Origin of the sequence: Streptomyces physcomitrii (assembly GCF_012273655.1) — a bacterium.
GTDB lineage: Bacteria > Actinomycetota > Actinomycetes > Streptomycetales > Streptomycetaceae > Streptomyces > Streptomyces physcomitrii.
Map to the genome: position 1 here is coordinate 1 of NZ_JAAWWP010000039.1, position 22,973 is coordinate 22,973.

Annotated in this window: 16 protein-coding genes and 2 pseudogenes; 2 read left to right on the top strand and 16 right to left on the bottom strand. The window is 73.3% G+C overall.

Annotated elements, in window-relative coordinates; genetic code table 11:
• Positions 1 to 119 precede the first annotated feature (119 nt).
• The 9 genes and pseudogenes from HFV08_RS30695 to pyrG all read right to left on the bottom strand — a co-directional run bounded on the left by HFV08_RS30695 (position 120) and on the right by pyrG (position 12,540).
• Complete coding sequence (locus HFV08_RS30695) at positions 120 to 1,181, bottom strand: pseudouridine synthase (protein ID WP_168543838.1); 1,062 nt, start codon at positions 1,179 to 1,181, stop codon at positions 120 to 122.
• Positions 1,181 to 1,846, bottom strand: a complete 666-nt coding sequence (scpB, locus tag HFV08_RS30700) for an SMC-Scp complex subunit ScpB (RefSeq protein ID WP_168543839.1) — start codon at positions 1,844 to 1,846, stop codon at positions 1,181 to 1,183. Before scpB ends, HFV08_RS30695 begins: the two co-directional genes overlap by 1 nt.
• Before the next feature lie 176 nt (positions 1,847 to 2,022).
• Positions 2,023 to 3,309, bottom strand: a pseudogene (locus tag HFV08_RS30705) (segregation and condensation protein A); the annotation flags it as partial.
• Between the two features lie 101 nt (positions 3,310 to 3,410).
• Positions 3,411 to 3,989 carry a hypothetical protein gene (locus HFV08_RS30710; RefSeq protein ID WP_168543841.1) on the bottom strand — a complete coding sequence of 193 codons (579 nt, stop codon included), beginning with the start codon at positions 3,987 to 3,989 and terminating at the stop codon, positions 3,411 to 3,413.
• Complete coding sequence (locus HFV08_RS30715) at positions 3,974 to 5,101, bottom strand: ParA family protein (RefSeq protein ID WP_168543842.1); 1,128 nt, start codon at positions 5,099 to 5,101, stop codon at positions 3,974 to 3,976. Before HFV08_RS30715 ends, HFV08_RS30710 begins: the two co-directional genes overlap by 16 nt.
• A gap of 398 nt (positions 5,102 to 5,499) precedes the next feature.
• On the bottom strand, positions 5,500 to 6,624 hold the full coding sequence (gene ald, locus HFV08_RS30720) for an alanine dehydrogenase (protein ID WP_168543843.1): 1,125 nt from the start codon (positions 6,622 to 6,624) through the stop codon (positions 5,500 to 5,502).
• A gap of 1,343 nt (positions 6,625 to 7,967) precedes the next feature.
• Positions 7,968 to 10,013: pseudogene (locus HFV08_RS30725) on the bottom strand (tetratricopeptide repeat protein); the annotation flags it as partial.
• 135 nt (positions 10,014 to 10,148) lie between these two features.
• On the bottom strand, positions 10,149 to 10,775 hold the full coding sequence (locus tag HFV08_RS30730) for an NUDIX domain-containing protein (protein WP_168543844.1): 627 nt from the start codon (positions 10,773 to 10,775) through the stop codon (positions 10,149 to 10,151).
• A 91-nt stretch (positions 10,776 to 10,866) separates the two neighbouring features.
• Complete coding sequence (pyrG, locus tag HFV08_RS30735; protein WP_168543845.1) at positions 10,867 to 12,540, bottom strand: CTP synthase; 1,674 nt, start codon at positions 12,538 to 12,540, stop codon at positions 10,867 to 10,869.
• 454 nt (positions 12,541 to 12,994) lie between these two features.
• On the opposite strand from pyrG, the gene HFV08_RS30740 reads away from it, so the two are divergent.
• Positions 12,995 to 14,800: a glycoside hydrolase family 15 protein gene (locus tag HFV08_RS30740; RefSeq protein WP_168543846.1), complete on the top strand. Its 1,806-nt coding sequence runs from the start codon at positions 12,995 to 12,997 to the stop codon at positions 14,798 to 14,800.
• A 62-nt stretch (positions 14,801 to 14,862) separates the two neighbouring features.
• Here the strand turns inward: HFV08_RS30740 and HFV08_RS30745 are convergent, their stop codons facing one another.
• The 5 genes from HFV08_RS30745 to HFV08_RS30765 form a co-directional block, all read right to left on the bottom strand.
• Complete coding sequence (locus tag HFV08_RS30745; protein WP_168543847.1) at positions 14,863 to 15,984, bottom strand: glycosyltransferase family 4 protein; 1,122 nt, start codon at positions 15,982 to 15,984, stop codon at positions 14,863 to 14,865.
• A 382-nt stretch (positions 15,985 to 16,366) separates the two neighbouring features.
• Positions 16,367 to 18,085, bottom strand: coding sequence for a DNA repair protein RecN (gene recN, locus HFV08_RS30750; protein WP_168543855.1), 1,719 nt, complete (start codon positions 18,083 to 18,085; stop codon positions 16,367 to 16,369).
• A 132-nt stretch (positions 18,086 to 18,217) separates the two neighbouring features.
• Positions 18,218 to 19,123 carry an NAD kinase gene (locus HFV08_RS30755; RefSeq protein ID WP_168543848.1) on the bottom strand — a complete coding sequence of 302 codons (906 nt, stop codon included), beginning with the start codon at positions 19,121 to 19,123 and terminating at the stop codon, positions 18,218 to 18,220.
• Positions 19,120 to 19,935: a TlyA family RNA methyltransferase gene (locus HFV08_RS30760; protein ID WP_168543849.1), complete on the bottom strand. Its 816-nt coding sequence runs from the start codon at positions 19,933 to 19,935 to the stop codon at positions 19,120 to 19,122. The genes HFV08_RS30755 and HFV08_RS30760 overlap by 4 nt, the downstream gene beginning before the upstream one ends.
• A gap of 81 nt (positions 19,936 to 20,016) precedes the next feature.
• Entirely contained in the window at positions 20,017 to 20,400 is a 384-nt protein-coding gene (locus HFV08_RS30765) for a hypothetical protein (protein ID WP_312885897.1), read from the bottom strand.
• A gap of 91 nt (positions 20,401 to 20,491) precedes the next feature.
• Between HFV08_RS30765 and HFV08_RS30770 the strand changes: the two genes are divergently transcribed.
• Complete coding sequence (locus HFV08_RS30770; RefSeq protein WP_168543850.1) at positions 20,492 to 20,842, top strand: sterol-binding protein; 351 nt, start codon at positions 20,492 to 20,494, stop codon at positions 20,840 to 20,842.
• A 63-nt stretch (positions 20,843 to 20,905) separates the two neighbouring features.
• On the opposite strand, the gene HFV08_RS30775 is transcribed toward HFV08_RS30770, so the two are convergent.
• Both HFV08_RS30775 and HFV08_RS30780 read right to left on the bottom strand, forming a co-directional pair.
• Positions 20,906 to 21,841 (bottom strand): ABC transporter ATP-binding protein, encoded by a 936-nt coding sequence (locus HFV08_RS30775; protein WP_312885898.1) that lies wholly within the window; start codon positions 21,839 to 21,841, stop codon positions 20,906 to 20,908.
• A gap of 59 nt (positions 21,842 to 21,900) precedes the next feature.
• Entirely contained in the window at positions 21,901 to 22,929 is a 1,029-nt protein-coding gene (locus HFV08_RS30780) for a FecCD family ABC transporter permease (protein ID WP_376770768.1), read from the bottom strand.
• Positions 22,930 to 22,973: the final 44 nt, after the last annotated feature.

Here is a 22,973-nt window from a genome sequence, read left to right on the forward strand (position 1 = left end):
CCGCCCGCCGCCGCACACTCCTCGTCACCGGGCGGGCCCGGCGCGTTCCGTACGAGAGGCCGAGGGGCCCCGGCGTTCCGTACGCGAGGTCCTGCTCCGTACGCGAGGCCTCTCCGGGACTACAGCTCCACCTCGCGCATCAGCATGCCGACCTCCGTGTTGGAGAGCCTGCGCAGCCAGCCGGACTTCTGGTCGCCCAGGGTGATCGGGCCGAAGGAGGTCCGTACCAGCCTCTCGACCGGGAAGCCCGCCTCGGCGAGCATGCGGCGGACGATGTGCTTGCGGCCCTCGTGCAGGGTGACCTCGACCAGGTAGTTGCGCCCGGTCTGCTCGACCACCCGGAAGTGGTCGGCGCGGGCGTAGCCGTCCTCCAGCTGGATGCCGTCCTTGAGCATCTTGCCGAGGTCGCGCGGGATGGGCCCGTAGATGGCGGCGAGATAGGTCTTCTTCACGCCGTACTTGGGGTGGGTCAGCCGGTGCGCCAGCTCGCCGTGGTTGGTGAGCAGGATGACACCCTCGGTCTCGGTGTCGAGCCGGCCGACGTGGAAGAGCCGCGTCTCCCGGTTGGTGACGTAGTCGCCGAGGCACTGCCGCCCCTCGGGGTCCTCCATGGTGGAGACGACCCCGGCGGGCTTGTTCAGAGAGAAGAACTGGTACGACTGCGTGGCGACGGTCAGGCCGTCCACCTTGATCTCGTCGTTCTCCGGGTCCACCCGCAGGCCCTGCTCGATCACGATGCTGCCGTTGACCTCGACCCTGGCCTGCTCGATCAGCTCCTCGCAGGCGCGCCGGGAGCCGTAGCCCGCGCGCGCGAGGACCTTCTGCAGCCGCTCGCCCTCCTGCTCGGCGCCGGGGAAGGTCTTCGGGGGCCTGACCTCCTTCTTGCCCGCGTACCGCTCGCGGTTGCGCTCCTCGGAGCGGGCCTCGTACTCCCGGGAGCGGGCCGGTGCGCTGCGGCCGCCGCGCTGCTGCTGCGACTGCTTCGGGCCGCCCTTGGCGCCGCCCCGGGCCGTGGCGCCGCGGCCCTTCTTCGCACCCTCGCCGGAGGGCCCGCCGGAACCGCCCGCGTCGTAGCGGCGCTCCTCGGGGCGGGGCCGCCCGGTGCGCTTCTGCTTGTCGTCGCGCGAATTCCCTGCCCCTCGGTAGTTACCGCGCCCGCTGTCCTTGCCGCTGCTTCGCATCAAAGTTCCGTCTTGTCGTATGCGTCCTCGGAATCCGGAGCGTCCGGATCGAACGACGGCACGCCTTCCTGCGTCTCGGCCTCGATCGCCTCCGCCTCGGGGAGGAAGGGCGCGAGCTCCGGGAGTTCGTCCAGGCCGCGCAGGCCCATCCGCTCCAGGAAGTAGTTCGTCGTCGTGTACAGGATCGCACCTGTTTCGGGTTCCGCGCCCGCCTCCCCGATCAGCCCGCGCTGGAGGAGGGTCCGCATCACGCCGTCGCAGTTGACCCCGCGGACCGCCGAGACCCGCGAGCGGCTCACCGGCTGCCGGTAGGCGACCACGGCGAGTGTCTCCAGGGCGGCCTGGGTCAGCCGTGCCTGCTGCCCGTCCAGGGCGAAGCCCTCCACGGCCGCCGCGTACTGCGGGCGGCTGTAGAACCGCCAGCCCCCGGCCACCAGACGCAGCTCGAAGCCGCGGCCCTGCGCGGTGTACTCGTCGGCCAGCTCGCGCAGCGCGTCCCCGACCTTGCGCCGCGGCCGCTGGAGCAGCTTGGCCAGGTGCTCCTCGGTCGCCGGTTCGTCGACCACCATGAGCACCGCCTCCAGTGCGGGCTTCAGCTCCAGCCCGGCCACGGACCCCGGGTCCCCGGCCACGGCGCTCGCCTCGGTGCCGGTCTGCTCGGTCATACGGTCTCCTCGGCGGGGGCGGAGTCGGGGGCGGGGGCGGAAGCGGGGGCCGGGACGGGCGCCGGGTCGGGGGCGGGGGCGGGGGCGGGGGCGGGGGCGGGGTCCGCAGTGGAGTCGGGACCGGCGGCAGGCGCCGGACCGGGGGTCGGCTCGGGCTCGGGCTCCGCGGCGGTCTCCTTGCGGCGGGCCTGGGCCGGGGCGCTCTCCTGGTCGAACTCGTCGGTCACCAGCGGCTGTTCGCCCGCCTGCCCGGTCCAGCGGACGAGGAGGTCCCCGAGCGCCTCCTCCTGCTCCAGGGTGACCGCCTTCTCCCGGTACAGCTCCAGGAGCGCGAGGAAGCGGGCCACCACGGTGAGGGTGTCCCCGGCGTCCTCGATCAGCTCCCGGAAACTCGCCTCCCCGGCCGCCCGGAGCCGCGCCACCACCACCTCGGCCTGCTCGCGGACGCTCACCAGCGGGGCGTGGATGTGGTCGACGTACACCTGCGGCTTCGGCCTCGGCTGCATCGCCTTCACCGCCAGCTTGGCGAAGCCCTCCGCGCCGATGCTGATGACGACCTCGGGCAGCAGCTCCGCGTGGTGCGGCTCCAGACCGACGGTACGGGGACGCCGCAGCGCCTCGTCCTCCAGGCGCCCGGCGAAGATGTCGGCGATCTGCTTGTAGGCCCGGTACTGGAGCAGCCGCGCGAAGAGCAGGTCCCGCGCCTCCAGGAGCGCGAGATCCGCCTCGTCCTCCACCTCGGCGGCCGGGAGCAGCCGCGCCGCCTTGAGGTCGAGCAGGGTGGCCGCGACCACCAGGAACTCGGTGGTCTGGTCGAGGTCCCAGTCCGGCCCCATGGCCCGGATGTGCGCCATGAACTCGTCGGTGACCTTGGACAGCGCCACCTCGGTCACATCGAGCTTGTGCTTGGAGATCAGCTGAAGGAGGAGGTCGAAGGGCCCCTCGAAGTTGGCGAGCCGCACCTTGAAGCGGCCGTCTTCGGGGGTGTGGTCGGCGCTGTCGTCGGGACTGTCGTCGTGAGGGGGGCCGTCGTGAGGGAGCTCGTCAGCGGGGGGCGCGAGGGCCTGGGGTCCGTCTGCCGGGACCTCTTCAGCAGGGATCTCGGCAGGCAGGGTCTCGGCAGGCGGGTTCTCGGCAACCTCGTCAGCCGAGATCTCATCAGCCGGGCGCTCGTCTTCCGGGGTCCCGCCTTCCGAGGTCCCGCCTTCCGAGGTCCCGCCTTCGGGGATCTCGTCAGCCGGAGGCCCGTCTTCGCGGTCGCCTTCCCCATCGGGTTCCCGGTCGGGCTCCTCGGCGGGCTCCGGCACCCTCTCCACCGGCTCCACCGGCGGAAGCTCCGACCCCGGCTCCGGCTCCGGGTCCGTCCCCGGCGGCAGCAGGGGCGCCGGTGCCGCCCCCGGCCCCCGGCCCAGGGCGCGGCGGCGGCCGCGCGGGGACGGGGCGGGATCGTCGGTGGTCGGCATGGTGGTCCAGTGGGGCGGGGGCTTCGGGCGGGCAGGCTATCGTTCCCCGCCCCGGTTCAGGGGGACCCCCGGCAGGGCTCGCGAGCCCGCGTCCGGAAGGCTCAGCGCCCGCGCAGGCGCCGTACGAGGATGCTGGCCTCGCCGCGCGACTCCAGGTCCGCCAGCACCACGGCGACCGCCTCGCGGACGATGCGGCCGCGGTCGACCGCGAGTCCGTGCTCGCCGCGCAGCACGAGCCGGGCGTGCTCCAGGTCCATCAGCTCCTCGGCGGAGACATAGACCGTGATCTTCTCGTCGTGGCGCTCCCGGCCGCTCGGCCTGCGGGCCGCCGCGCGACCGCCCTGGCGGCGGCGCCCGCCCGAGCCGGACTCGCCCTCCTCGGCGCCCTTGTCCTGCTTGCGGCGCGCGGGGCGGGCCTCGCCCTCCTCGGTGTGCGAGGCCTCCCGGCTCGCGGCGCCGGTCTGGCCGCCCTCGGCGGTGGCGTGTTCGGCGCTGCCGCCCTCGGCGCGCGCGGAGTCGGACGGGTGGTCGCCGGAGGCCGCGGAGTCGCTCTCACCGGCCGGGGCGGGCACCCGCGCCTCGCCGCCCACCTGGCGCTTGGGGGCGGAGGCCTGCAGGGCCGTTCCCCCGGTGGTACGGAACAGCTCGTCGGCCCCGGGCAGACTCACTCGGCGTGACACCGGGCGAGCACCTCCCTGGCGAGCTGGCGATAGGCGGCGGCACCGACGGAGTTGGAGGCGTACGTGGTGATGGGCTCACCGGCGACCGTGGTCTCCGGGAAGCGGACCGTACGGCCGATCACCGTGTGGTAGACGTGATCGTCGAAGGCCTCGACGACCCGGGCGAGGACCTCGCGGCTGTGCACGGTGCGCGAGTCGTACATCGTCGCCAGGATGCCGTCGAGCTCCAGGTCCGGGTTGAGCCGCTCCTGGACCTTCTCGATGGTCTCGGTCAGCAGGGCCACTCCGCGCAGCGCGAAGAACTCGCACTCCAGCGGGACGATCACCTTGTGCGCGGCGGTCAGGGCGTTGACCGTGAGCAGGCCGAGCGAGGGCTGGCAGTCGATCACGATGTAGTCGTAGTCCGCCATCAGCGGCTTGAGCGCGCGCTGGAGCGTGGACTCGCGGGCCACCTCGGAGACCAGCTGGACCTCGGCGGCCGAGAGGTCGATATTGCTCGGCAGCAGGTCCATGTTGGGCACGGCGGTCTTGAGGAGCACCTCGTCCGCCGCCATGTTCCGCTCCATGAGCAGGTTGTAGACGGTGAGGTCGAGCTCCATCGGGTTCACGCCGAGCCCGACCGAGAGCGCGCCCTGCGGGTCGAAGTCGACGAGCAGCACCCGGCGCCCGTACTCGGCGAGGGCGGCACCCAGGTTGATGGTCGACGTGGTCTTGCCGACGCCGCCCTTCTGGTTGCACATCGCGATGATCTTGGCGGGACCGTGGTCGGTCAGCGGCCCCGGGATCGGGAAGTACGGCAGCGGCCGCCCCGTGGGGCCGATCCGCTCCCGGCGCTGACGCGCGGCGTCCGGCGCGAGGGTGGCGGCGTACTCGGGGTCGGGTTCGTACTCCGCGTCGGGATCGTAGAAGTGACCCTCGGGCAGCTCTTCGTAGTCTGCGGGGTGGCGAGTGACCGATGGGGTGTCCCCGCTGCGGTCCGGGACCATGCCGTTCACGTGAGGGCCATCCATGCTCTGGTGTGCTGGGGTCGGGATCTGGCGGTCTGCGGAGGCGTGGACAGCTACGGAGCCGACACCTTCGAGCCTCGCGGGATTCTGGTCCCGCGTCGGCATTCCTGGTTGACCACCCCCGGGAGCAAATGTCGACTCATTCACAAGTCGTTTTACCTCCTTGGCGACCAGGAAACTTCTAGATAGGTCAGCGTGGCACCATGCCGACGATTGGCGACTCTATGGCGTGTCACCACCTCGCAGCAACACAATCCACCGGACCCGGCAGCTTGTGTCGGGAGCCCAACACCCTTCTGTCAAGGGCACATGGGCTCCGCGGGCGATATTTTCCCGGTGTGCGAATCGGGTAAAGGCGTACGTTCGAGGCGAGTTGAGCGCGCCCGTAGCGAACAACGCAGAACGGGGCGCACAGTGACGCGACACACAGACACACGCCTACGGCCGGACCCGTCGAGCGAGGTCCGGCCGTAAGCGTGAGCGGTGCGAACGGAGTTGACGGATCAGCCGAGCAGCGCGGCGAGTTCGACGTGCTCCATGCCGTGGGCCTCGGCCACCTCGCGGTAGACGACCTTGCCCTCATGGGTGTTGAGGCCCCTGGCCAGCGCGGGATCGCGGCGCAGCGCCTCGGCCCAGCCGCGGTCGGCGAGCTCCACGACGTACGGGAGCGTGGCGTTGGTCAGCGCGTAGGTCGAGGTGTTGGGCACCGCGCCGGGCATGTTGGCGACGCAGTAGAAGACCGCGTCGTGCACCGGGAAGGTCGGCTCGGCGTGCGTGGTCGGACGGGAGTCCTCGAAGCAGCCGCCCTGGTCGATGGCAATGTCGACAAGCACACTTCCGGGCTTCATCCGGGAGACCAGCTCGTTGGTGACCAGCTTGGGCGCCTTGGCCCCGGGGATCAGCACGGCGCCGATCACGAGGTCGGCCTCCAGGCAGGCGCGCTCCAGCTCGAAGGCGTTGGAGACCACGGTCTGGATCTTCGTGCCGAAGATGCGGTCCGCCTCGCGCAGCTTGTTGATGTCGCGGTCGAGCAGGGTGACGTGGAAGCCCATGCCGATGGCGATCTGCGCGGCGTTCCAGCCGGAGACACCGCCGCCGATGACCACGGCGCGACCGGCCGCCACACCCGGCACGCCGCCGGGCAGCACACCGCGTCCGCCCACCGGGCTCATCAGGTGGTACGCGCCGACCTGCGGGGCGAGCCGGCCGGCCACCTCGGACATCGGGGCGAGCAACGGCAGCGCGCGGCTGGGGAGTTCGACGGTCTCGTAGGCGATCGCGGTGGTGCCGGAGTCGATCAGGGCGTCCGTGCACTCCTTGGACGCGGCGAGGTGGAGGTAGGTGAAGAGCGTCTGGCCCTTGCGCAGGCGGTGGTACTCCTCCGCTATCGGCTCCTTGACCTTCAGGAGCAGGTCGGCGGCGGCCCAGACCTCGTCCGCGGTGTCCAGGATGCGGGCGCCCGCCGAGACGAACTCGGCGTCCGTGATCGAGGAGCCGACTCCTGCCTCGCGCTCGATGACGACCTCATGGCCGTGGCGCACGAGCTCGTGCACGCCGGCCGGAGTGATGGCGACACGGAACTCGTTGTTCTTGACCTCGCGGGGGATACCGACCTTCACGTCGATCACGGTCCTTGGCTCGGGGGGGGGCAAGTGGGGGATTCCCTACACAAACCCGGATGCTGTGGATGACACGGCAATACACCGCATACACCGCGAAGACCCGCGGTGAACCCAGTCTAATGAAGGATTTCCCCGTGTCTAGCCTTCCAAAGCGCCAATCTTCATCGAGTGCACCATGCGTTTCCTAGGCGGAAGGTCCGCTTCCCCTAAGACCCCGTGTTCCCGGCGGTTCCGGCCCGCTCCCCCGCCTCTGTGGCACGCGTCACCTGCGAAGACGCGTCACCCGGGGCTCCGTCCACGTCCGGGGCGGGAGCCGACTCCGGCCGGGCGGACCGCGCGGCGGGGGTCCTCACGGGGCTCTCGGCGGCGGCCTCGGCGCCGGCTTTCTTCGTCGTCGCCTTCCTGGGCCGGGGCTTCGCTGTCCCGCTCCTCGGCTCTGCGAGGACGGCCTCCTCGGCGCCGGGGGCCGTCTTCTTCACGGTGGTCTTCTTCGCCTCGGCCTTCTTCGCGGCCGTCTTCTTCGCGGTGGCCTTGTTCGCCGTCGTCTTCTTGGCCGTCGTCTTCTTCGCCGCGGCCTGCTTGACCACGGCCTTCTTCGCGGGCGCCTTCGCAGGCGCCTTCTTCGCGGCACCGGCCGCCGAGGCCGCGCTCTTCCGCGGCTTACGCGGCGGCTTGGCGACGGCCGCCCGCACCGTGGTCTTCGCCGGAGCCTCGACGGACTCTGCGGACGTCAGGGGCTCTGCGGGCTCCATGACCTCCACGGGGGCCTCGGCCGGTACGGGCTCCGGTTCCGGAGCGGACTGCGGCTCCGGAGCGGACTGCGGCTCGGGGGCGAGCTGAGCTTCGGGGGCGGATTGCGGCTCGGAGGCGAGCTGAGGTTCGGGAACAGGCTCCGGCTCGGGGAGGGGCCGCGGTTCCGGCTTCCCGACCGGGTCCGGTTCGTTCACGGGCTCCGTGACGAGTTCCAGGTCTGGTTCCGTGGCGGACGCCGGTTGCGGTTCCGCCACCGGCTGCGGTTCCGGCACCGGCTGCGGCTCGCCCTCGGCTTCCACTCGGGGCTGCGGCTCCCCGGCGTGCTTCTGCTCGGGCTCGGGCTCCATGGGGGACTCCGGCTCGGATCCCAGGACCGGCTGGGGCTCCGGCTCGGGGCCCACGACCGGCTGGGGCTCCGGCTCAGGTCCCATGACCGGCTGGGACTCCGGCCCGGGTTCCGAGACCGCCACCGCCTCCCGTTTCTCGACCGCCACCGGCTCCCGCTCCTCGGCCGCCACCGGCTCCCTCACCGCCACCGGCTCCGCGACCACCACGGCTGCCTCCGCCACCTGCCCTGGCTCCGGCCCCGCCTCCGCCTCCGCCTCCGCCTCCGCCTCAATGCTCACCGAACCCCCCTCCCCCTCCACCAACCGCTCCGCCGCCTTGCGGTGCAGCCGGGCCGCGGCGGGATCGCCGAGGCGTTCCAGGGCGTCGGCGAGGCGGTGGCGGAGGGAGGATTCGAGGTCGGTGTCGCGGGTCTGGCGGGCCCACTGGACCGCCTCGTGCCAGGTGCGCAGCGACTCCGGGTGGCGGCCCGCGTACTCCTGGACGCGGGCCAGCTCGCCCAGCGCCCCGGCCTGCGCCGCCGCGTCCCCCGCCCTGCGGTACCCGGCGACGGCCGCCCGCCAGCTGCGCTGCGCCTCGGGGTACTGGCCCGCACAGGCGAGCACGCCGCCGATGCGCCCGTACAGGACGGCGGCCTCGGCGCGTTCGTCCCGGGCCTGGCGCTGGGAGAGGGCGCGCCCGTACCAGTCGGCGGCGCGCTCCCAGTCGCCCAGGGTCTCGTGCACCGCGCCGAGGGACTCCATGGCCCGGGCGGTGGCGTACGCGTCCCGTGCGCCCCGCCCCGCGTCGAGGGCGGCCCGGTAGCGGTCGAGGGCGGCCTCGGTGCGCCCCGAGCGCGCATCGAGGTCCGCCAGGTTCAGCAGGGCGGCGGCGCGCTCCGCGGGCAGCCCGCGGCGCTCGGCGATCTCCAGGGCGTACCCGTGCAGGGCGTACAGCCCGGCGGCCTCCGCCTCGGCGTCGCGGTGCGCGAGCAGGGCCCGTACGAGAGCGGAGATCAACCGGCGGGCCAGGGTGTCGAGCCGGCCGTCGGCCACCGCCATCCGCACCGCGGCGAAGAGGGCGGGTTCACGCGCCGTGAGCCACCGGGCGGCGGCCGCCTCGGAGGGGAAGCGCTGGGCGCTCGGCATCCTCGCGAGCAGCAGGCGCCCCTGGCTGCCCTCGGGTTCGGTGACCGCCCGGCAGGCCTGGAGCAGGCGTACGGTCCGCTCCAGGAGCCGGGCGCGGGCGAGTTCGCGCTCCGCGGGCCGGTCGTGGGCGGTGCCGAGGCGGCCGAGGTGCGGCATCAGGCAGCCGGGGATCTCGTACTGCGGCGGCGCGCCGGGCAGCCGCCGCAGCAGTCCGGTCGCGGCGAAGCCGGTGAGGGCCTCCTCGGCCTCCGGCACCGAGCAGCCCGCGAGGGCGGAGGCGGTGTGCGGGTCGAGCAGCCCGGCGGGCGCGAGGCACAGGGCGCGCAGGGCGCGGGCGGCGTGCGGGGGCAGGCTCTCGTAGACGTACCGGAAGACCCGGGCGAGGGCGGTGCCCTCGGTGACCTCGCCGTGCAGCCGCCGGGCGAGTTCGAGCACGGCGGCCCCCGGGCGGACGGCGAGCCAGCCGCCGGCCAGGGCGAGGGCGCCGGGCTGGCCCGCGCACTCCTCGACCAGGGCTTCGGCGGCCCGCGGGTCCACGGTGATCCGCACCCGGCCGGTGAAGCGGGCCAGGTACTCCAGGGCGGATTTGGTGTCCAGTCCGCCGAGGGCGCAGGGCCGTACGTTGGGGATGCCGGTGAGCGGGCCCTCGGCGACCACGACGGCCAGGCAGTGGGGGGCGTCCGGGAGCAGCGCGTCGACCTGTTCGGCGCTGCGCGCGTCGTCGAGCAGGAGGACGGCCCGGCGGTCGGCGAGCGCGCCGCGCAGCGCCTCGGTGAGCTCGTCCTCCTCGGCCCCGGGTCCGGCCGGGGCGCCCAGTTCCGCCAGCAGCTGCTGGGCGAGGCGGGCGACGGGGACGGGGGTGCCGTCGGGTTCGGCGAGCCGGGCGGCGAGGAGTCCGTCGGGGTAACTGTCCGCGACGCGTGCGGCGAGTTCGCGGGCGAGCGCGGTGCGCCCGGAGCCGGGCTTGCCCGCGACGAGCAGGACCCGGGCCCGCGGCGCCTTGCGGCCCGCGACGGTGTCCAGTCCCGCACGCGCGATGTCGCTGTGGAGTTCCTTCAACTCCCGTGTGCGGCCCAGGAAGTGAGCATCCGTCAACTCGTCCTCGGCGTGCGGCTCCCGGTCCGTGCCGGGCACCCGCAGTCCGCTGCCGTCCACCGCCCATTCCGTCACCGGGCCACGCTCCCGTCGCCTTGCCGACCGAGTGCCCGCCGTATCGGGAACGGGCACCCGCCGAGCCTAGTTCACTCTCTGCGACGAACTGCGGAGAGCAGGGCGGCGGCTTCCCTCGTTCGGATCAGCCGCCGGTCACACGGAGAACGGGCGGGCGGGCCAGGGCGCTTCGGCCGGGCGCAGCGCCTCGGGGCCCTCGCCGCCGAGCACGGCGTGCAGCGAAAGCACCCCGAGGGCAAGGCAGTTGTTCTGGAGTTCGCCCGCGAGCACCCCGCGCACCAGAGCGGGCAGCGGCACCCGGGCCAGCTCCATGTCGGCCTCCTCCTCGGCGACTTCGAAGCGCTCGCCCTCGGCCTCGGACAGCTCGCGGGCCAGGAAGACGCGTACCGCCTCGTCGGAGCCGCCGGGCGTGGTGAAGACGTCCGTGAGCACCCGCCAGTCCTCGGCCTTGAGGTGCGCCTCCTCGTAGAGCTCGCGCTGCGCCGCGTGCAGCGGGTTCTCGCCCGGTACGTCGAGCAGCCCGGCCGGCAGCTCCCAGAGCTTGTGCCGTACGGGGTGGCGGTACTGGCGCAGGACGAGGACGCGCTGCTCGGTGTCGAGGGCGAGCACGGCGACCGAGCCGGGGTGCACCTGGTAGTCGCGGCGGGCGGCCGAACCGTCCGGCATGACCACCTCGTCGGTGCGCACCGCGGTCTTCTTCCCCGTGAAGGGGGTCGTGCTCGCCCTGACCTCCCACTCCTCGGGGCTGTCCTTGATCGCCATGCCGAAGCCTCCCACGCGCCGCAAACGAAGAACCGGGGGTACGCGCCCTCGCGAGCGCGTACCCCGGCAACGCTATCCCGGCGGGGGCGGCTCAGCCGTCCGTGCCGGGGGCGAGCTCCCGCCGGCGGGCGACGGCCGCCTTCACCAGGCCCGCGAAGAGCGGGTGCGGGCGGGTCGGGCGGGAGCGCAGCTCCGGGTGGGCCTGAGTGGCGACCAGGTAGGGGTGCACCTCGCGCGGGTACTCGACGTACTCGACGAGCTTGCCGTCCGGGGAGGTGCCGGAGAACTGCAGCCCGGCCTTCTTCTCCAGCTCGGCGCGGTAGGCGTTGTTGACCTCGTAGCGGTGGCGGTGGCGCTCCTCGACGTACTCCTTGCCGTCGTAGACCTCGCGCACGATCGAGTCCTCGGCGAGCTTGGCCGGGTACATGCCGAGCCGCATGGTGCCGCCCATGTCGCCCTCGCCCGCGACGATGTCGAGCTGCTCGGCCATGGTGGAGATCACCGGGTGGCCGGTCCCCGCGTCGAACTCGGTGGAGTTGGCGTCCGGGATGTCCGCGATGTTGCGCGCGGCCTCGATGACGATGCACTGCAGGCCGAGGCAGATGCCGAGCAGCGGGATCCGGTTCTCCCGGGCGTAGCGGATCGCGCCGACCTTGCCGCTGACGCCGCGGTCGCCGAAGCCGCCCGGGACGCAGACCGCGTCCACGTCCGCGAGCTGGGCCTCGGCCCCGGCGGGGGTCTTGCAGTCGTCGGAGGTGACCCACTTGATCTTCACCCGGGCCCGGTTGGCGAACCCGCCCGCGCGCAGGGCCTCGGTGATGGAGAGATAGGCGTCGGGGAGGTCGATGTACTTGCCGACCAGGGCGACGGAGACCTCGTGGTCGGGGTTGTGCACCCGGTCGAGCAGGTCGTCCCAGACCGTCCAGTCCACGTCGCGGAAGGGCAGGTCGAGCTTGCGGACGACATAGGCGTCCAGCCCCTCGGTGTGCAGCACCTTCGGGATGTCGTAGATGGACTTGGCGTCGATCGCGGCGACCACGGCGGCCTCGTCGACATCGCACATCAGGGAGATCTTGCGCTTGATCGAGGTCGGAACGTGACGGTCCGCTCGGAGCACGATCGCATCCGGCTGAATACCGATGTTCCGCAGCGCGGCGACCGAGTGCTGGGTCGGCTTGGTCTTGAGTTCGCCGGAGGGGCCGATGTAGGGGAGCAGGGAGATGTGCACCACGAAGACGTTGTCGCGGCCCACCTCGTGGCGGACTTGGCGGACCGTCTCCAGGAAGGGCAGTGACTCGATGTCGCCGACGGTGCCGCCGACCTCGGTGATGACCACGTCGACGTCCTCGGTGGCCATCCGGCGGATGCGGTGCTTGATCTCGTTGGTGATGTGCGGGATGACCTGCACGGTGTCGCCGAGGTACTCGCCGCGGCGCTCCTTGGCGATCACCGTGGAGTAGACCTGGCCGGTGGTTACGTTGGCGCTGCCGTCGAGGTCGACGTCGAGGAAGCGCTCGTAGTGGCCGATGTCCAGGTCGGTCTCGGCGCCGTCGTTGGTGACGAACACCTCACCGTGCTGGAAGGGGTTCATGGTGCCGGGGTCGACATTGAGGTACGGGTCCAGCTTCTGCATGGTGACCCGCAGGCCGCGCGCCTTGAGCAGCGCGCCCAGGCTGGAGGCCGTGAGCCCCTTGCCGAGGGACGAGGCGACACCCCCGGTGACGAAGATGTGCTTGGTCGTCGAATTCGAGGATCGGGGCGGCATGGCCAAGAGGGGGCTCCCGTGGTCGCGGTCTGAGGTGCTGAGCGGCCCGGATCGTGCTTCGGATGGCGCCGCTGCGGGCGGGGGCCAGGCCCACCGGTCCACGGGCTACCAGGGTAACAGCGACCAGAGGAGGCTGCTTCCGGCCACGCTGCGCGCACGGAATGCGGCACACGTCACCTCTCGCCCACCCGTTCGGCGCAGCCGGGTTGCCGAAGGTTGCCCAAGACGGTGCACGGATCACCCGGTGCGGACGTATCCTGCTCGGACACTCGCCGACGAGCGCCGTATCCGGGCACGTGGCATGCCCCGGACCAGGGGCTTCGGAGTGTCCGAGGGAACGACGACGCCACGAGCCGCGTCTTTTCCGACAAGAGCTCGTCGCAGACGATTCACACAGAATCCTTGACCCGCATTGCAAGGCCCCCGAGCGGGCACCGTGGCCGTTTGACTGGAGATGTACGTGGCCGGGCGCATCGAGGACTACGCACTTATCGGAGACATGCAGACCGCCGCGCTGGTCTGCCGGGACGGCACGATCGACTGGTTGTGCCTGCCCCGCTTCGACTCCCACGCCGTCTTCGCCGGGCTGCTCGGCACCGAAGAACACGGCTTCTGGAGACTGGGGCCGGCGGCCGGGTCCGAGGACCCGCCGCCCGCGGTCCGCCGCAGCTACCGCGGGGATTCGCTGATCCTGGAATCCGAGTGGGACACCCCCCGCGGCACGGTCAGAGTGACCGATTTCATGCCGCCCCGCGACGGCGCACCCCAACTGGTGCGGATCGTGGAGGGCGTCACCGGCCGGGTGCCGATGCGCTCCGCGCTGCGGATGCGCTTCTCCTACGGCCGGATCGTGCCCTGGGTGCACAAGGTCGACGGGCGCACCGTTGCGGTGGCCGGACCCGACTCGGTCTGGCTGGACGCCGAGGCGGAGACCTACGGCAAGGACCTGACGACCTACGCCGACTTCACGGTCTCCCCCGGTGAGCGCGTCGCCTTCACCATCTCCTGGCAGCCCTCGCACCGGAATCCCCCGGCGCTGCCCGAGCCCGAGCAGTCGCTGGAGGCCACCGAGGAGTTCTGGCGGGAGTGGGTCGAGCAGTGCACGTACCACGGCCCCTACCGGGAGGCCGTGATCCGTTCGCTGATCACGCTGAAGGCGCTGACCTACGCGCCCACCGGCGGCATCGTCGCCGCGCCCACCACCTCGCTGCCGGAGGAGATCGGCGGTCTGCGCAACTGGGACTACCGCTACACCTGGCTGCGCGACGCGGCGATCACGCTGTCCTCGCTGCTGCGCACCGGCTACCGCGACGAGGCCCGCGCCTGGCGCGAGTGGCTGCTGCGCGCGGTGGCCGGCGACCCGGAGAGCCTGCAGATCATGTACGGCATCGCCGGGGAGCGGGAGCTGGGCGAGGCCGAGCTGGACTGGCTGCCCGGCTACGAGGGCTCCGCCCCGGTGCGCGTCGGCAACGGCGCCGCGCACCAGCTCCAGCTGGACGTCTACGGCGAGGTCACCGAGGCCCTGCACCTGGCCCATATGACGGGCCTGGCGCGCAACGACCACGCCTCGCTGCTCCAGCTGAAGCTGATCCGGCACCTGGAGGACCACTGGTACGAGCCGGACGAGGGCATCTGGGAGGTGCGCGGCCCGCGCCGCCACTTCGTGCACTCCAAGGTGATGGCCTGGGTCGCCGTCGACCGCACCATCAAGCTGATCGAGTCCGGCGACGCGGACGGCCCGCTGGAGAAGTGGCGCGAGCTGCGCGACGACATCCACCGGGACGTCTGCGAGAAGGGCTACGACCAGGAGCGCAACACCTTCACCCAGTCCTACGGCTCGAAGGAGCTCGACGCCTCGCTGCTGCTCATCCCGCAGATGGGCTTCCTGCCGCCGGACGACAAGCGCGTCATCGGCACCATCGAGGCGATCCAGCGCGAACTGTCCACCCCGGACGGCTTCATCATGCGCTACCCGACCTCCGGTGAGGACGAGGGCGTGGACGGGCTCTCCGGCGACGAGGGCGCCTTCCTCGCCTGCTCCTTCTGGATGGCGGACGACCTGGCGATGATCGGCCGGGTCGACGAGGCCCGCAAGCTCTTCGAGAAGCTGCTCGCGCTCCGCAACGACCTCGGCCTGCTCGCCGAGGAGTGGGACCCGGTCCGCAAGCGCCAAGTGGGCAACTTCCCGCAGGCGTTCAGCCATGTCCCGCTGATCGACACGGCCCTGCGGCTCACCGCCTCGGGGGCGTACGGGGGCTGAGACACCCGGCACCGACGCAGCACCCTCTCCGGCCCGCGGCCTCAACCGCGGGCCGGAGTGCGTCACATGGTCAACTCGTCGTAGACGCGGAGCACTTGGGCGGCGGCCTCGTCCTCGGAGGGCCAACTGCGGGTCAGCGCACGGGAGGCGACACGCAGCCGCTGCCTGCGGTAGGGGTCGCCGAGCAGCCCCGTGACCGCGCGGGCCAGGGCCTCGGCATCCCCGTGCGGCACCAACTCGGCGGCCCCGCCCACGAGTTCGGTCATCATCCCCACCTCGGCGGCGACCAGCGGCACCCCCGCGAGCAGGGCCTCCTGGGCGAGTACGGACCGCGCCTCCCGGCAGCCGGGCACCAGGACGAGGTCCGCGGCGCCGAGCAGTTCCGGTACGTCGGTGCGGCGGCCGAGCAGGCGTACCGGCAGGTCCTCGCGGTGGATGCGGCGCTGGAGTTGGGAGCGCAGCGGCCCCTCCCCCGCGATCAGCAGCAGCGGCTGCGGTTCGAGGCCGCGCCAGGCGCGGGCCGCGTCGAGCAGGGTCCGGTAGCCGCGGCCCGCGTGCAGGGCGCCCACGGCGAGCAGCAACGGGCGTCCCACGGTGCCGAGTTCGGCCCGGGTCTTGTCGGGGTCGGCGGTGGTGCGTCCGGCCATGTCCCCCTCGTGGGGCGCCCGCGCGCCCGGGTGGGCGAGGACGGCGAGGCGGGCGTCGCGGGCGCCCAAGGACCGGGCCCGGCCCACGAGTTCGGGGGTGGCGCCGAGGACCACCGAGGCCGCCCTGGCCACCCGGCGCTCCACCAACTCCCGTACGCGCGGCCGGGAGCCGTCCCACGAGCCGCCGCTGTACCAGGTCACCACGAGGGGCACCGGGCGTCCGCTCAGGGCCAGCGAGGCGCGCAGCGCGGCGTGCGGTCCGTGCGCGTGGACCAGGTCGGCGCCGGAGCAGGCCGCACGCAGGGCGGCGAGCGAGGCGGGGTCGCCGCGGCGGGGCACCGGCACATGGACCGCTCCCGCGCCGGTGAAGTCGTGCGCCTCCTCGGTCCGCTGCGGGGAGCACACGGTCACCCGCACCCCGCGCGCGGTGAGCCCGGTGGCCAGCGCCCGCACCTGGCCGCTGCTGCCGGCGCTCGCCCCGCCGAGCACCTGCACGGTACGCAGCGGCGGACGACCGTACGGGGCGGGGGTGCTCACGTGGGGGTTCCTCGGTTCGGTGGTTCGGTGGTTCGGTGGGGGGAGTTCTGCTTGCTGTTCAGCGGTTCTGCTCGACGCTGATCAGGGGTTCTGCCTGCTGTTCACGGGAGGGCGGCAAGTCCGGTCCGTGGCGGTCTCCGGTGGGCCGGGGGCGGGAGTTCGGGGCACTGGGTGCCACCCTGGGTGCTGCGCACAGGATGCCAGGCCGAGCGGGCGCCCGGGCGGGTGTTCGGCGTTCTCACCAGGGCGCCCGGGTGAGCAAGGGGAGGCGTTCCACTCGTACCGGTGGTTTCGGGGCCTGGGGTTGACGGGGTGACAGGACCGGGGCACATGCCGGATGGCACCGGGGGACGCGGCGGGGGCGGTGGGAGCGGGGGGCCTCTCAGCCGTCCGCGCGGGCCGTGGCGAGGAGTTCCTCGGCGTGCGCGCGGGCCGTCTCGGAGTCCTCCTGGCCCGCGAGCATCCGGGAGAGTTCGCGTACCCGGTCCTCGCCGTCGAGCACCTTGACCCCGGAGCGCGTCACCGAGCCCTCGTTGGTCTTCTCGACGAGCAGCTGCCGATCGGCGAAGGCGGCCACCTGCGGGAGGTGGGTGACCACCACGACCTGGGCCGACTTGGCGAGCCGCGCGAGCCGCCTGCCGATCTCCACCGCCGCCTTGCCGCCGACGCCCGCGTCCACCTCGTCGAAGAGGTAGGTGGGCACCGGGTCGTTCCCGGCGAAGACCACCTCCACGGCGAGCATCACCCGGGAGAGTTCACCGCCGGAGGCGCCCTTGGCGATCGGGCGGGCCGGGGCGCCCGGGTGCGGGGCGAGCAGCAGCTCCACCTCGTCGGCGCCGGTGGGCCCGCAGGCGACGGTCCGGCCTTCGACCTCGACGCCCTCGGGGTCCTCGGTCTGGCGGATCTCGAAGGAGACCCGGGCGTGCGGCATGGCGAGCGAGGCGAGTTCCGCGGTGACCGCCGCGGCGAAACGCTCCGCGGCCTCCCGGCGCACCTGGGTCAACGCCTGGGCCAGGGAGCCGAGTTCGCTCCGCAGCGCCTCGCGTTCGGCGGTCAGCTCGCCGGTCCGCTCGTCGTCGCCGTCGAGGTCGGCGAGGCGGGCCGCACCGGCCTCGGCCCAGGTGAGCACCGCGGCGATGTCCTCGCCGTACTTGCGGGTCAGCTGGGTCAGGGCGGCCCGGCGCTCCTCGACCGCGGCGAGCCGCAGCGGGTCGGCGTCCAGGTCGTCGGCGTACCCGGCGAGTTCGCCCGCCACGTCGCCGAGCAGGATGCCGATCTCGCCGATCCGGTCGGCCAGGTCGGCGAGCGAGGGGTCGTGGGAGCGGACCGCCTCGACGGCCCGGTGCGCGCCCGCGACGAGCGCGCCCGCGTCGATGCCCTCGGGGTCCTCCGGATTGCCCGCGAGGGCGGCGTGCGCGGCGGTGGCCGCGGAGGCGAGGGCCTCGGCGTGACCGAGGCGTTCGGCCTCGGCGGCCAGTTCGGTGTCCTCGCCGGGCCGGGGCTCGACGGCGGCGATCTCCTCCAGGCCGAAGCGCAGGTGGTCGGCCTCCTGGGCGCGTTCACGGGCGCGGGTGGTGATCTCGTCCAGCTCGGCGGTGACGGCTCGCAGCCTGCGGTAGGCCTTGCCGTACGCCTCCAGCGGCTTGGTGACCGCCTCGCCCGCGTACCGGTCCAGGGCCTGGCGCTGCCGGGAGAGTTTGAGCAGCCCCTGCTGGTCGGTCTGGCCGTGCACGGCGACCAGTTCGTCGGCGAGTTCGCCGAGCACGCCGACCGGCACCGAGCGCCCGCCGAGGTGGGCGCGGGAGCGGCCCTCCGCGGAGACGGTCCGGCTGATCAGCAGCGCCCCGTCGTCGAGTTCGGCACCCGCCTCCTCGGCGCGTTTCACGGCCGGGCCGCCCTCGGGCACGGTGACCCGGCCCTCGACCACCGCCGACTTCGCCCCGATGCGCACCAGGGCGGCGTCGGCGCGCCCGCCGAGCAGCAGGCCCAGGCTGGTGACGACCATCGTCTTGCCCGCGCCGGTCTCCCCGGTCACGGCGGTGAAACCGGGCGACAGCTCGACGACCGCGTCGTCGATGACCCCGAGCGACCGTATCCGCATCTCCTCCAACACGGACACGACCTTACGAGGTCGGGGCGCCGCTGTGCGACGGGCCCCGGTATCCGGTGCCGAATCCGCAGGTGGCGGGCGGTCGTATCACCCGCCTGAGTGGGCCGCCCCGGATCCCGCCGCTCAGTGGGGCGCCCCGCGCCAGCCGGACACCGGCAGGGCGAACTTGGCGACCAGGCGGTCGGTGAAGGAGGCGTGGTGCAGCCGCGCGAGCCGGACCGGGACGGCGCCGCGGCGGACCTCCACCCGGGCGCCCGCGGGGAGTTCGACGGTGCGCCTGCCGTCGCACCAGAGCACGCCGTGCGGGGTGTTCTGCTGGACCTCGACGGCGAGCACCGAGTCGGGCGAGGTGACCAGCGGCTTGGCGAACAGGGCGTGCGCGCTGATCGGGACCATCAGCAGCGCCTCCACCTCGGGCCAGACCACCGGGCCGCCCGCGGAGAAGGCGTAGGCGGTGGAGCCGGTGGGGGTGGCGCAGACGATGCCGTCGCAGCCGAAGCCGGTGACCGGGCGGCCGTCGACCTCCAGGATCACCTCCAGGATGCGTTCCGGGGAGACCTTCTGGACCGCGGCCTCGTTCAGCGCCCAGTCGCGGTGCACGGTGTCGCCGTTGTTGTGCACGACCACGTCGACGGTCATCCGCTCCTCGACCTCGTAGGAGCGGGTGACGACCCGGTCGACCACCTTGTCCAGGTCGTCGCGCTCGGCCTCGGCGAGGAAGCCGACCCGGCCGAGGTTGACCCCGAGCATCGGCACCCCCGAGGCACGGGCGAACTCGGCGCCGCGCAGCAGCGTGCCGTCACCGCCGAGGACGATGAGCAGCTCGCAGTCGTCGAGGCACTCCGGGGTGGCCTCCGCGACCAGTTCCACCTCGGGGGGCAGCGGCAGGTCGGCGGCCTCCGCCTCCAGTACGCGCACCCCGAGGCCGGAGCGGAGCAGTCCGGCCACCACCAGTTCGGCGCTGCGGATGGCCGCGGGCCGCCCGGTGTGGGCCAGCAGGAAAACAGTACGAGCTCGGCTCTGAGTCAACGGGGCCCCTCCGCCACAGCACGGTCAACATCCGCCGGGTCCAGCTCGGGAGCACCGGCACGCAGCCACAGAAAGTACTCGACGTTCCCGGAGGGACCGGGCAGCGGGCTGGCCGTCACACCCTCGGCGCCGAGCCCGAGTTCCCAGGCCTGCCGGGCGACTTGGCGCACCGCCTCGGCCCGCAGCGCGCTGCTGCGCACCACTCCCCCGCTGCCGAGGCGCTCCTTGCCGACCTCGAACTGCGGCTTCACCATCAGCACGAGGTCCGCCTCGGGGGCGGCGCAGCGCACCAGGGCGGGCAGCACCAGGCCGAGCGGGATGAAGGAGAGGTCGCCCACCACGAGCTGCACCGGGACCCCGCCGAGGTCGTCCAGGCTCAGCTCGCGCACGTTCGTACGGTCCCGGACGGTCACCCGCTCGTCGCTCTGCAGGGACCAGGCGAGCTGGCCGTAGCCGACGTCCACGGCGACCACCTCGGCGGCCCCGGCGCGCAGCAGCACATCGGTGAAGCCGCCGGTGGAGGCCCCGGCGTCCAGGGCGCGCCGCCCGGTGACCACCAGGCCCCGGGGCCCGAAGGCGGCCAGCGCCCCGGCGAGTTTGTGCCCGCCGCGGGAGACGTAGTCGGGGTCGCCGTCGTCCTTCGCGACCACGATGGCGGCGCTGGTCTCCACCTGGGTGGCGGACTTGCTCGCCCTGGCGCCGCCGACGGCGACGCGTCCGGCGGCGATCAGCTGGCCCGCGTGCTCGCGCGAGCGCGCGAGCTTGCGGCGGACCAGTTCGGCGTCGAGGCGGCGACGTGCCACTCCTGCCACTGTCGGTTCAGCTCCTGTGTCCGTGCCGGTGTACGGAGGGTCCTCCGTGACCGGGGTCGGCGGGTGTACGGCGGGCTGCCGTCACCGGGGCGGTGCGGGGTGCGGTCCGGGCGGCGGGGGCCCGGGGTGGCTGTCGAGGCCGGCGAGGGTGGACCGCAGTCCGCGGTGCACGTCCTCGTAGACCTCGGTGTGGCCGTCGGGGGTGAGCTGGTCCGCGTCGGCGAGCCGCCCGAGATACCCGTCGACCTCGGCGTTCCCGGTCGGCTGCCGTTCCACACCGAGCGGGGCGGGTCCGGCGGGGGCGTCGTCGGGGTCGGCTGCCGCCGCGGGGTCCTCGGCGGTCTGCGCGGGAGCGCTCGCGCCCTGCTCACCGGTGGCGCCCGCGTCCCGCTCGGCACCGTCCGCCGCCTGCTGGTCCTCGGCGGCGGGGGGCTCCTGCTCCGGGCTCGCCATGGTCTCGTCCATGCCCCGACGCTACCGCGCGCGGCCGGGGTCCTTCGCCCGGATCGGGCCGGGCTCGCTCCGGACCCGGAGCCCTGGGGTACCGTCGGTCGCGATGGCCACCGTAGAGCAGTGCCGCGCCGCGCTCGGCCGCCTCTCGGAGCGGATGGGCCGGGCGGAGGGCGAGGTGCGCCGGGCCGCCGCCCTGGACCGCTCGCTCAGCTGCCACCTCACCGACCACGACGTCACCTTCACCGGCCGCCTGCACGAGGGCCGGATCGACGGGCTCCGGCTGCACGAGGGACCGCCGACGGCACCCAAGGCGCAGATCCGGCTCGCGATGACCGGCGAGGACCTGGTCGCCCTCGTCGACGGGGAACTGCACTTCGCCCGGGCCTGGGGCTCCGGCCGGGTCAGGCTGGAGGCGGGGCTGCGGGACCTGCTGCGCCTGCGCCGCCTGCTCTGAACCGGCTCCGGAACCCGGCACGCCGGGCCGCGGACCTCGGACGTCGTCCTCGGATGCTGCCCCTCAGACGTTGTCCTTCACCACGTCGTCCTTCACCGCGTCGTCCTCGACCCCGCTGTCCCGCACGGCGGGCTTCTTCGTGAGAGGGCCGGTGCCCGTACCGGCTCCGGCGTCCTCGCCGTGCTCGCGCGCCCGGGCCTTTCCCGCCGCGCCGCGTGCCGAGCGGGCCGCGGGCACCACCAGCGGCGTCCCCGTCTCGGGGTCGTCGATGACCTGGCAGCGCAGGCCGAAGAGCCGCTCCACCAGCTCGGCGGTGACGATCTCGGCCGGGGCGCCCTCGGCGAGCACCTTGCCGTCCCGCAGGGCGATGAGGTGGGTGGCGTACCGGGCCGCGTGGTTGAGGTCGTGCAGCACGGCGACCAGGGTGCGGCCCTGGTCCTCGTGGAGTTCGGCGCACAGGTCGAGCACGTCGATCTGGTGCTGGATGTCGAGGAAGGTCGTCGGCTCGTCGAGCAGCAGCAGCGGGGTCTGCTGGGCGAGGGCCATGGCGATCCACACCCGCTGGCGCTGGCCGCCGGAGAGCTCGTCCACCGGCCGGTCCGCGAGGGCCTCCACCCCGGTCGAGGCCATCGACTCCCGTACCACCCGCTCGTCCTCGGCGGACCACTGGCGCAGCAGGCCCTGGTGGGGGTAGCGGCCGCGGGCGACCAGGTCCCCGACGGTGATCCCGTCCGGGGCGATCGAGGACTGCGGCAGCAGGCCGAGGGTCCGGGCCACCTTCTTGGCGGGGTAGGACTGGATGACCTCGCCGTCCAGGAGCACCCGGCCCCTGCTCGGCTTGAGCATCCGGGACAGCGCGCGCAGCAGGGTGGACTTGCCGCAGGCGTTGGGCCCGACGATGACGGTGAAGGAGTTGTCGGGTATCTCGACGGAGAGCTGCTCGGCGATGACCCGCTGGTCGTAGCCGAGGGTCACGTCGTCGGCGATCAGCCGGTTCACTTCAGGGACGCTCCTGCTCTGGTTTCGGGTCGGGGAGGGGGCCGGTGCCGGGCGGCGGCTCATATCCGCCCGGCCCGGCGTTCGGTGACGAGCAGCCACAGCAGATAGGCACCGCCGAGCACGCCGGTGAGCACGCCGACCGGCAACTGGTCGGCGCCGAAGATCCGTTGGGAGGACCAGTCGGCGACCACCAGGAGGGTGGCGCCCATCGCCATCGCCGGTACGAGGTTGGGTCCCGGCGCCTTCGTCAGGCGCTTGGCGAGCTGGGGCGCGGTGAGGGCGAGGAAGCCGACCGGACCGGCCGCCGCGGTGGCCGCCGCGGTGAGGACGACGGCGGAGAGCATCAGCAGCAGCCGGGTGCGCTCGACCCGGACGCCGAGGGCCCCGGCCGCGTCGTCGCCCATCTCCAGCATGCGCAGCGGGCGGGCGTTGACCAGGGCCAGCGGTACGAGCACGGCGCACAGCGCGAGCAGCGGCCAGACCTGGTCCCAGTCCCGGCCGGTGAGCGAGCCGGTCATCCAGACCAGGGCGCGGGCGGCGTCCACCAGGTCGGCCTTGGTCAGCAGATAGCCGTTGACCGCGGTGACGATGGCCGCGGCCCCGATGCCGACGAGGACGAAGCGGTAGCCGTGCACCCCCCGCTTCCAGGCGAGCAGATAGATCGCGGCGCCGGTGAGCAGGCCGCCGGCCAGGGCGCCCAGGGTGACCTGGGTGGCCGAGCCGCCGAGGACCACGATGGTGAACAGGGCGCCCGCGGTGGACCCCTGGCCGAGGCCGAGGATGTCCGGGCTGCCCAGCGGATTGCGGGAGACCGACTGGAAGACGGCGCCGCCGAGGCCGAGCGCGGCACCCACCAGGAGCGCCACCAGGACCCGAGGCAGCCGCAGGTCGTTGACGATGAACTCCTGGCCGGGGTTGCCCTCGCCGAGCAGGGTGCGCACCACGTCGGCGAAGCCGATCGGATAGTCGCCGGTCCCGATCAGCACGACGCTCGCGGCCAGGGCGGCGAGCAGCAGGAGCAGGACCACCAGGGCCGAGCGGGCCTCCACCCGGACCGAGAGTCCGCCGCGGGTGCGCAGCGACTTCACGGGCGGGCCCTTGCGTACCGGCCGCGCGGCCGGGCCGTTGCGCG

Bases quoted from the DNA above. Each gene is read 5' to 3' on its own strand.
- scpB (WP_168543839.1), bottom strand. From the start codon at position 1,846: ATGACCGAGCAGACCGGCACCGAGGCGAGCGCCGTGGCCGGGGACCCG.
- HFV08_RS30730 (WP_168543844.1), bottom strand. From the start codon at position 10,775: ATGGCGATCAAGGACAGCCCCGAGGAGTGGGAGGTCAGGGCGAGCACG.
- HFV08_RS30715 (WP_168543842.1), bottom strand. From the start codon at position 5,101: ATGCCGACGCGGGACCAGAATCCCGCGAGGCTCGAAGGTGTCGGCTCC.
- HFV08_RS30765 (WP_312885897.1), bottom strand. From the start codon at position 20,400: ATGGACGAGACCATGGCGAGCCCGGAGCAGGAGCCCCCCGCCGCCGAG.
- recN (WP_168543855.1), bottom strand. From the start codon at position 18,085: ATGCGGATACGGTCGCTCGGGGTCATCGACGACGCGGTCGTCGAGCTG.
- HFV08_RS30695 (WP_168543838.1), bottom strand. From the start codon at position 1,181: ATGCGAAGCAGCGGCAAGGACAGCGGGCGCGGTAACTACCGAGGGGCA.
- HFV08_RS30740 (WP_168543846.1), top strand. From the start codon at position 12,995: ATGTACGTGGCCGGGCGCATCGAGGACTACGCACTTATCGGAGACATG.
- pyrG (WP_168543845.1), bottom strand. From the start codon at position 12,540: ATGCCGCCCCGATCCTCGAATTCGACGACCAAGCACATCTTCGTCACC.
- HFV08_RS30770 (WP_168543850.1), top strand. From the start codon at position 20,492: ATGGCCACCGTAGAGCAGTGCCGCGCCGCGCTCGGCCGCCTCTCGGAG.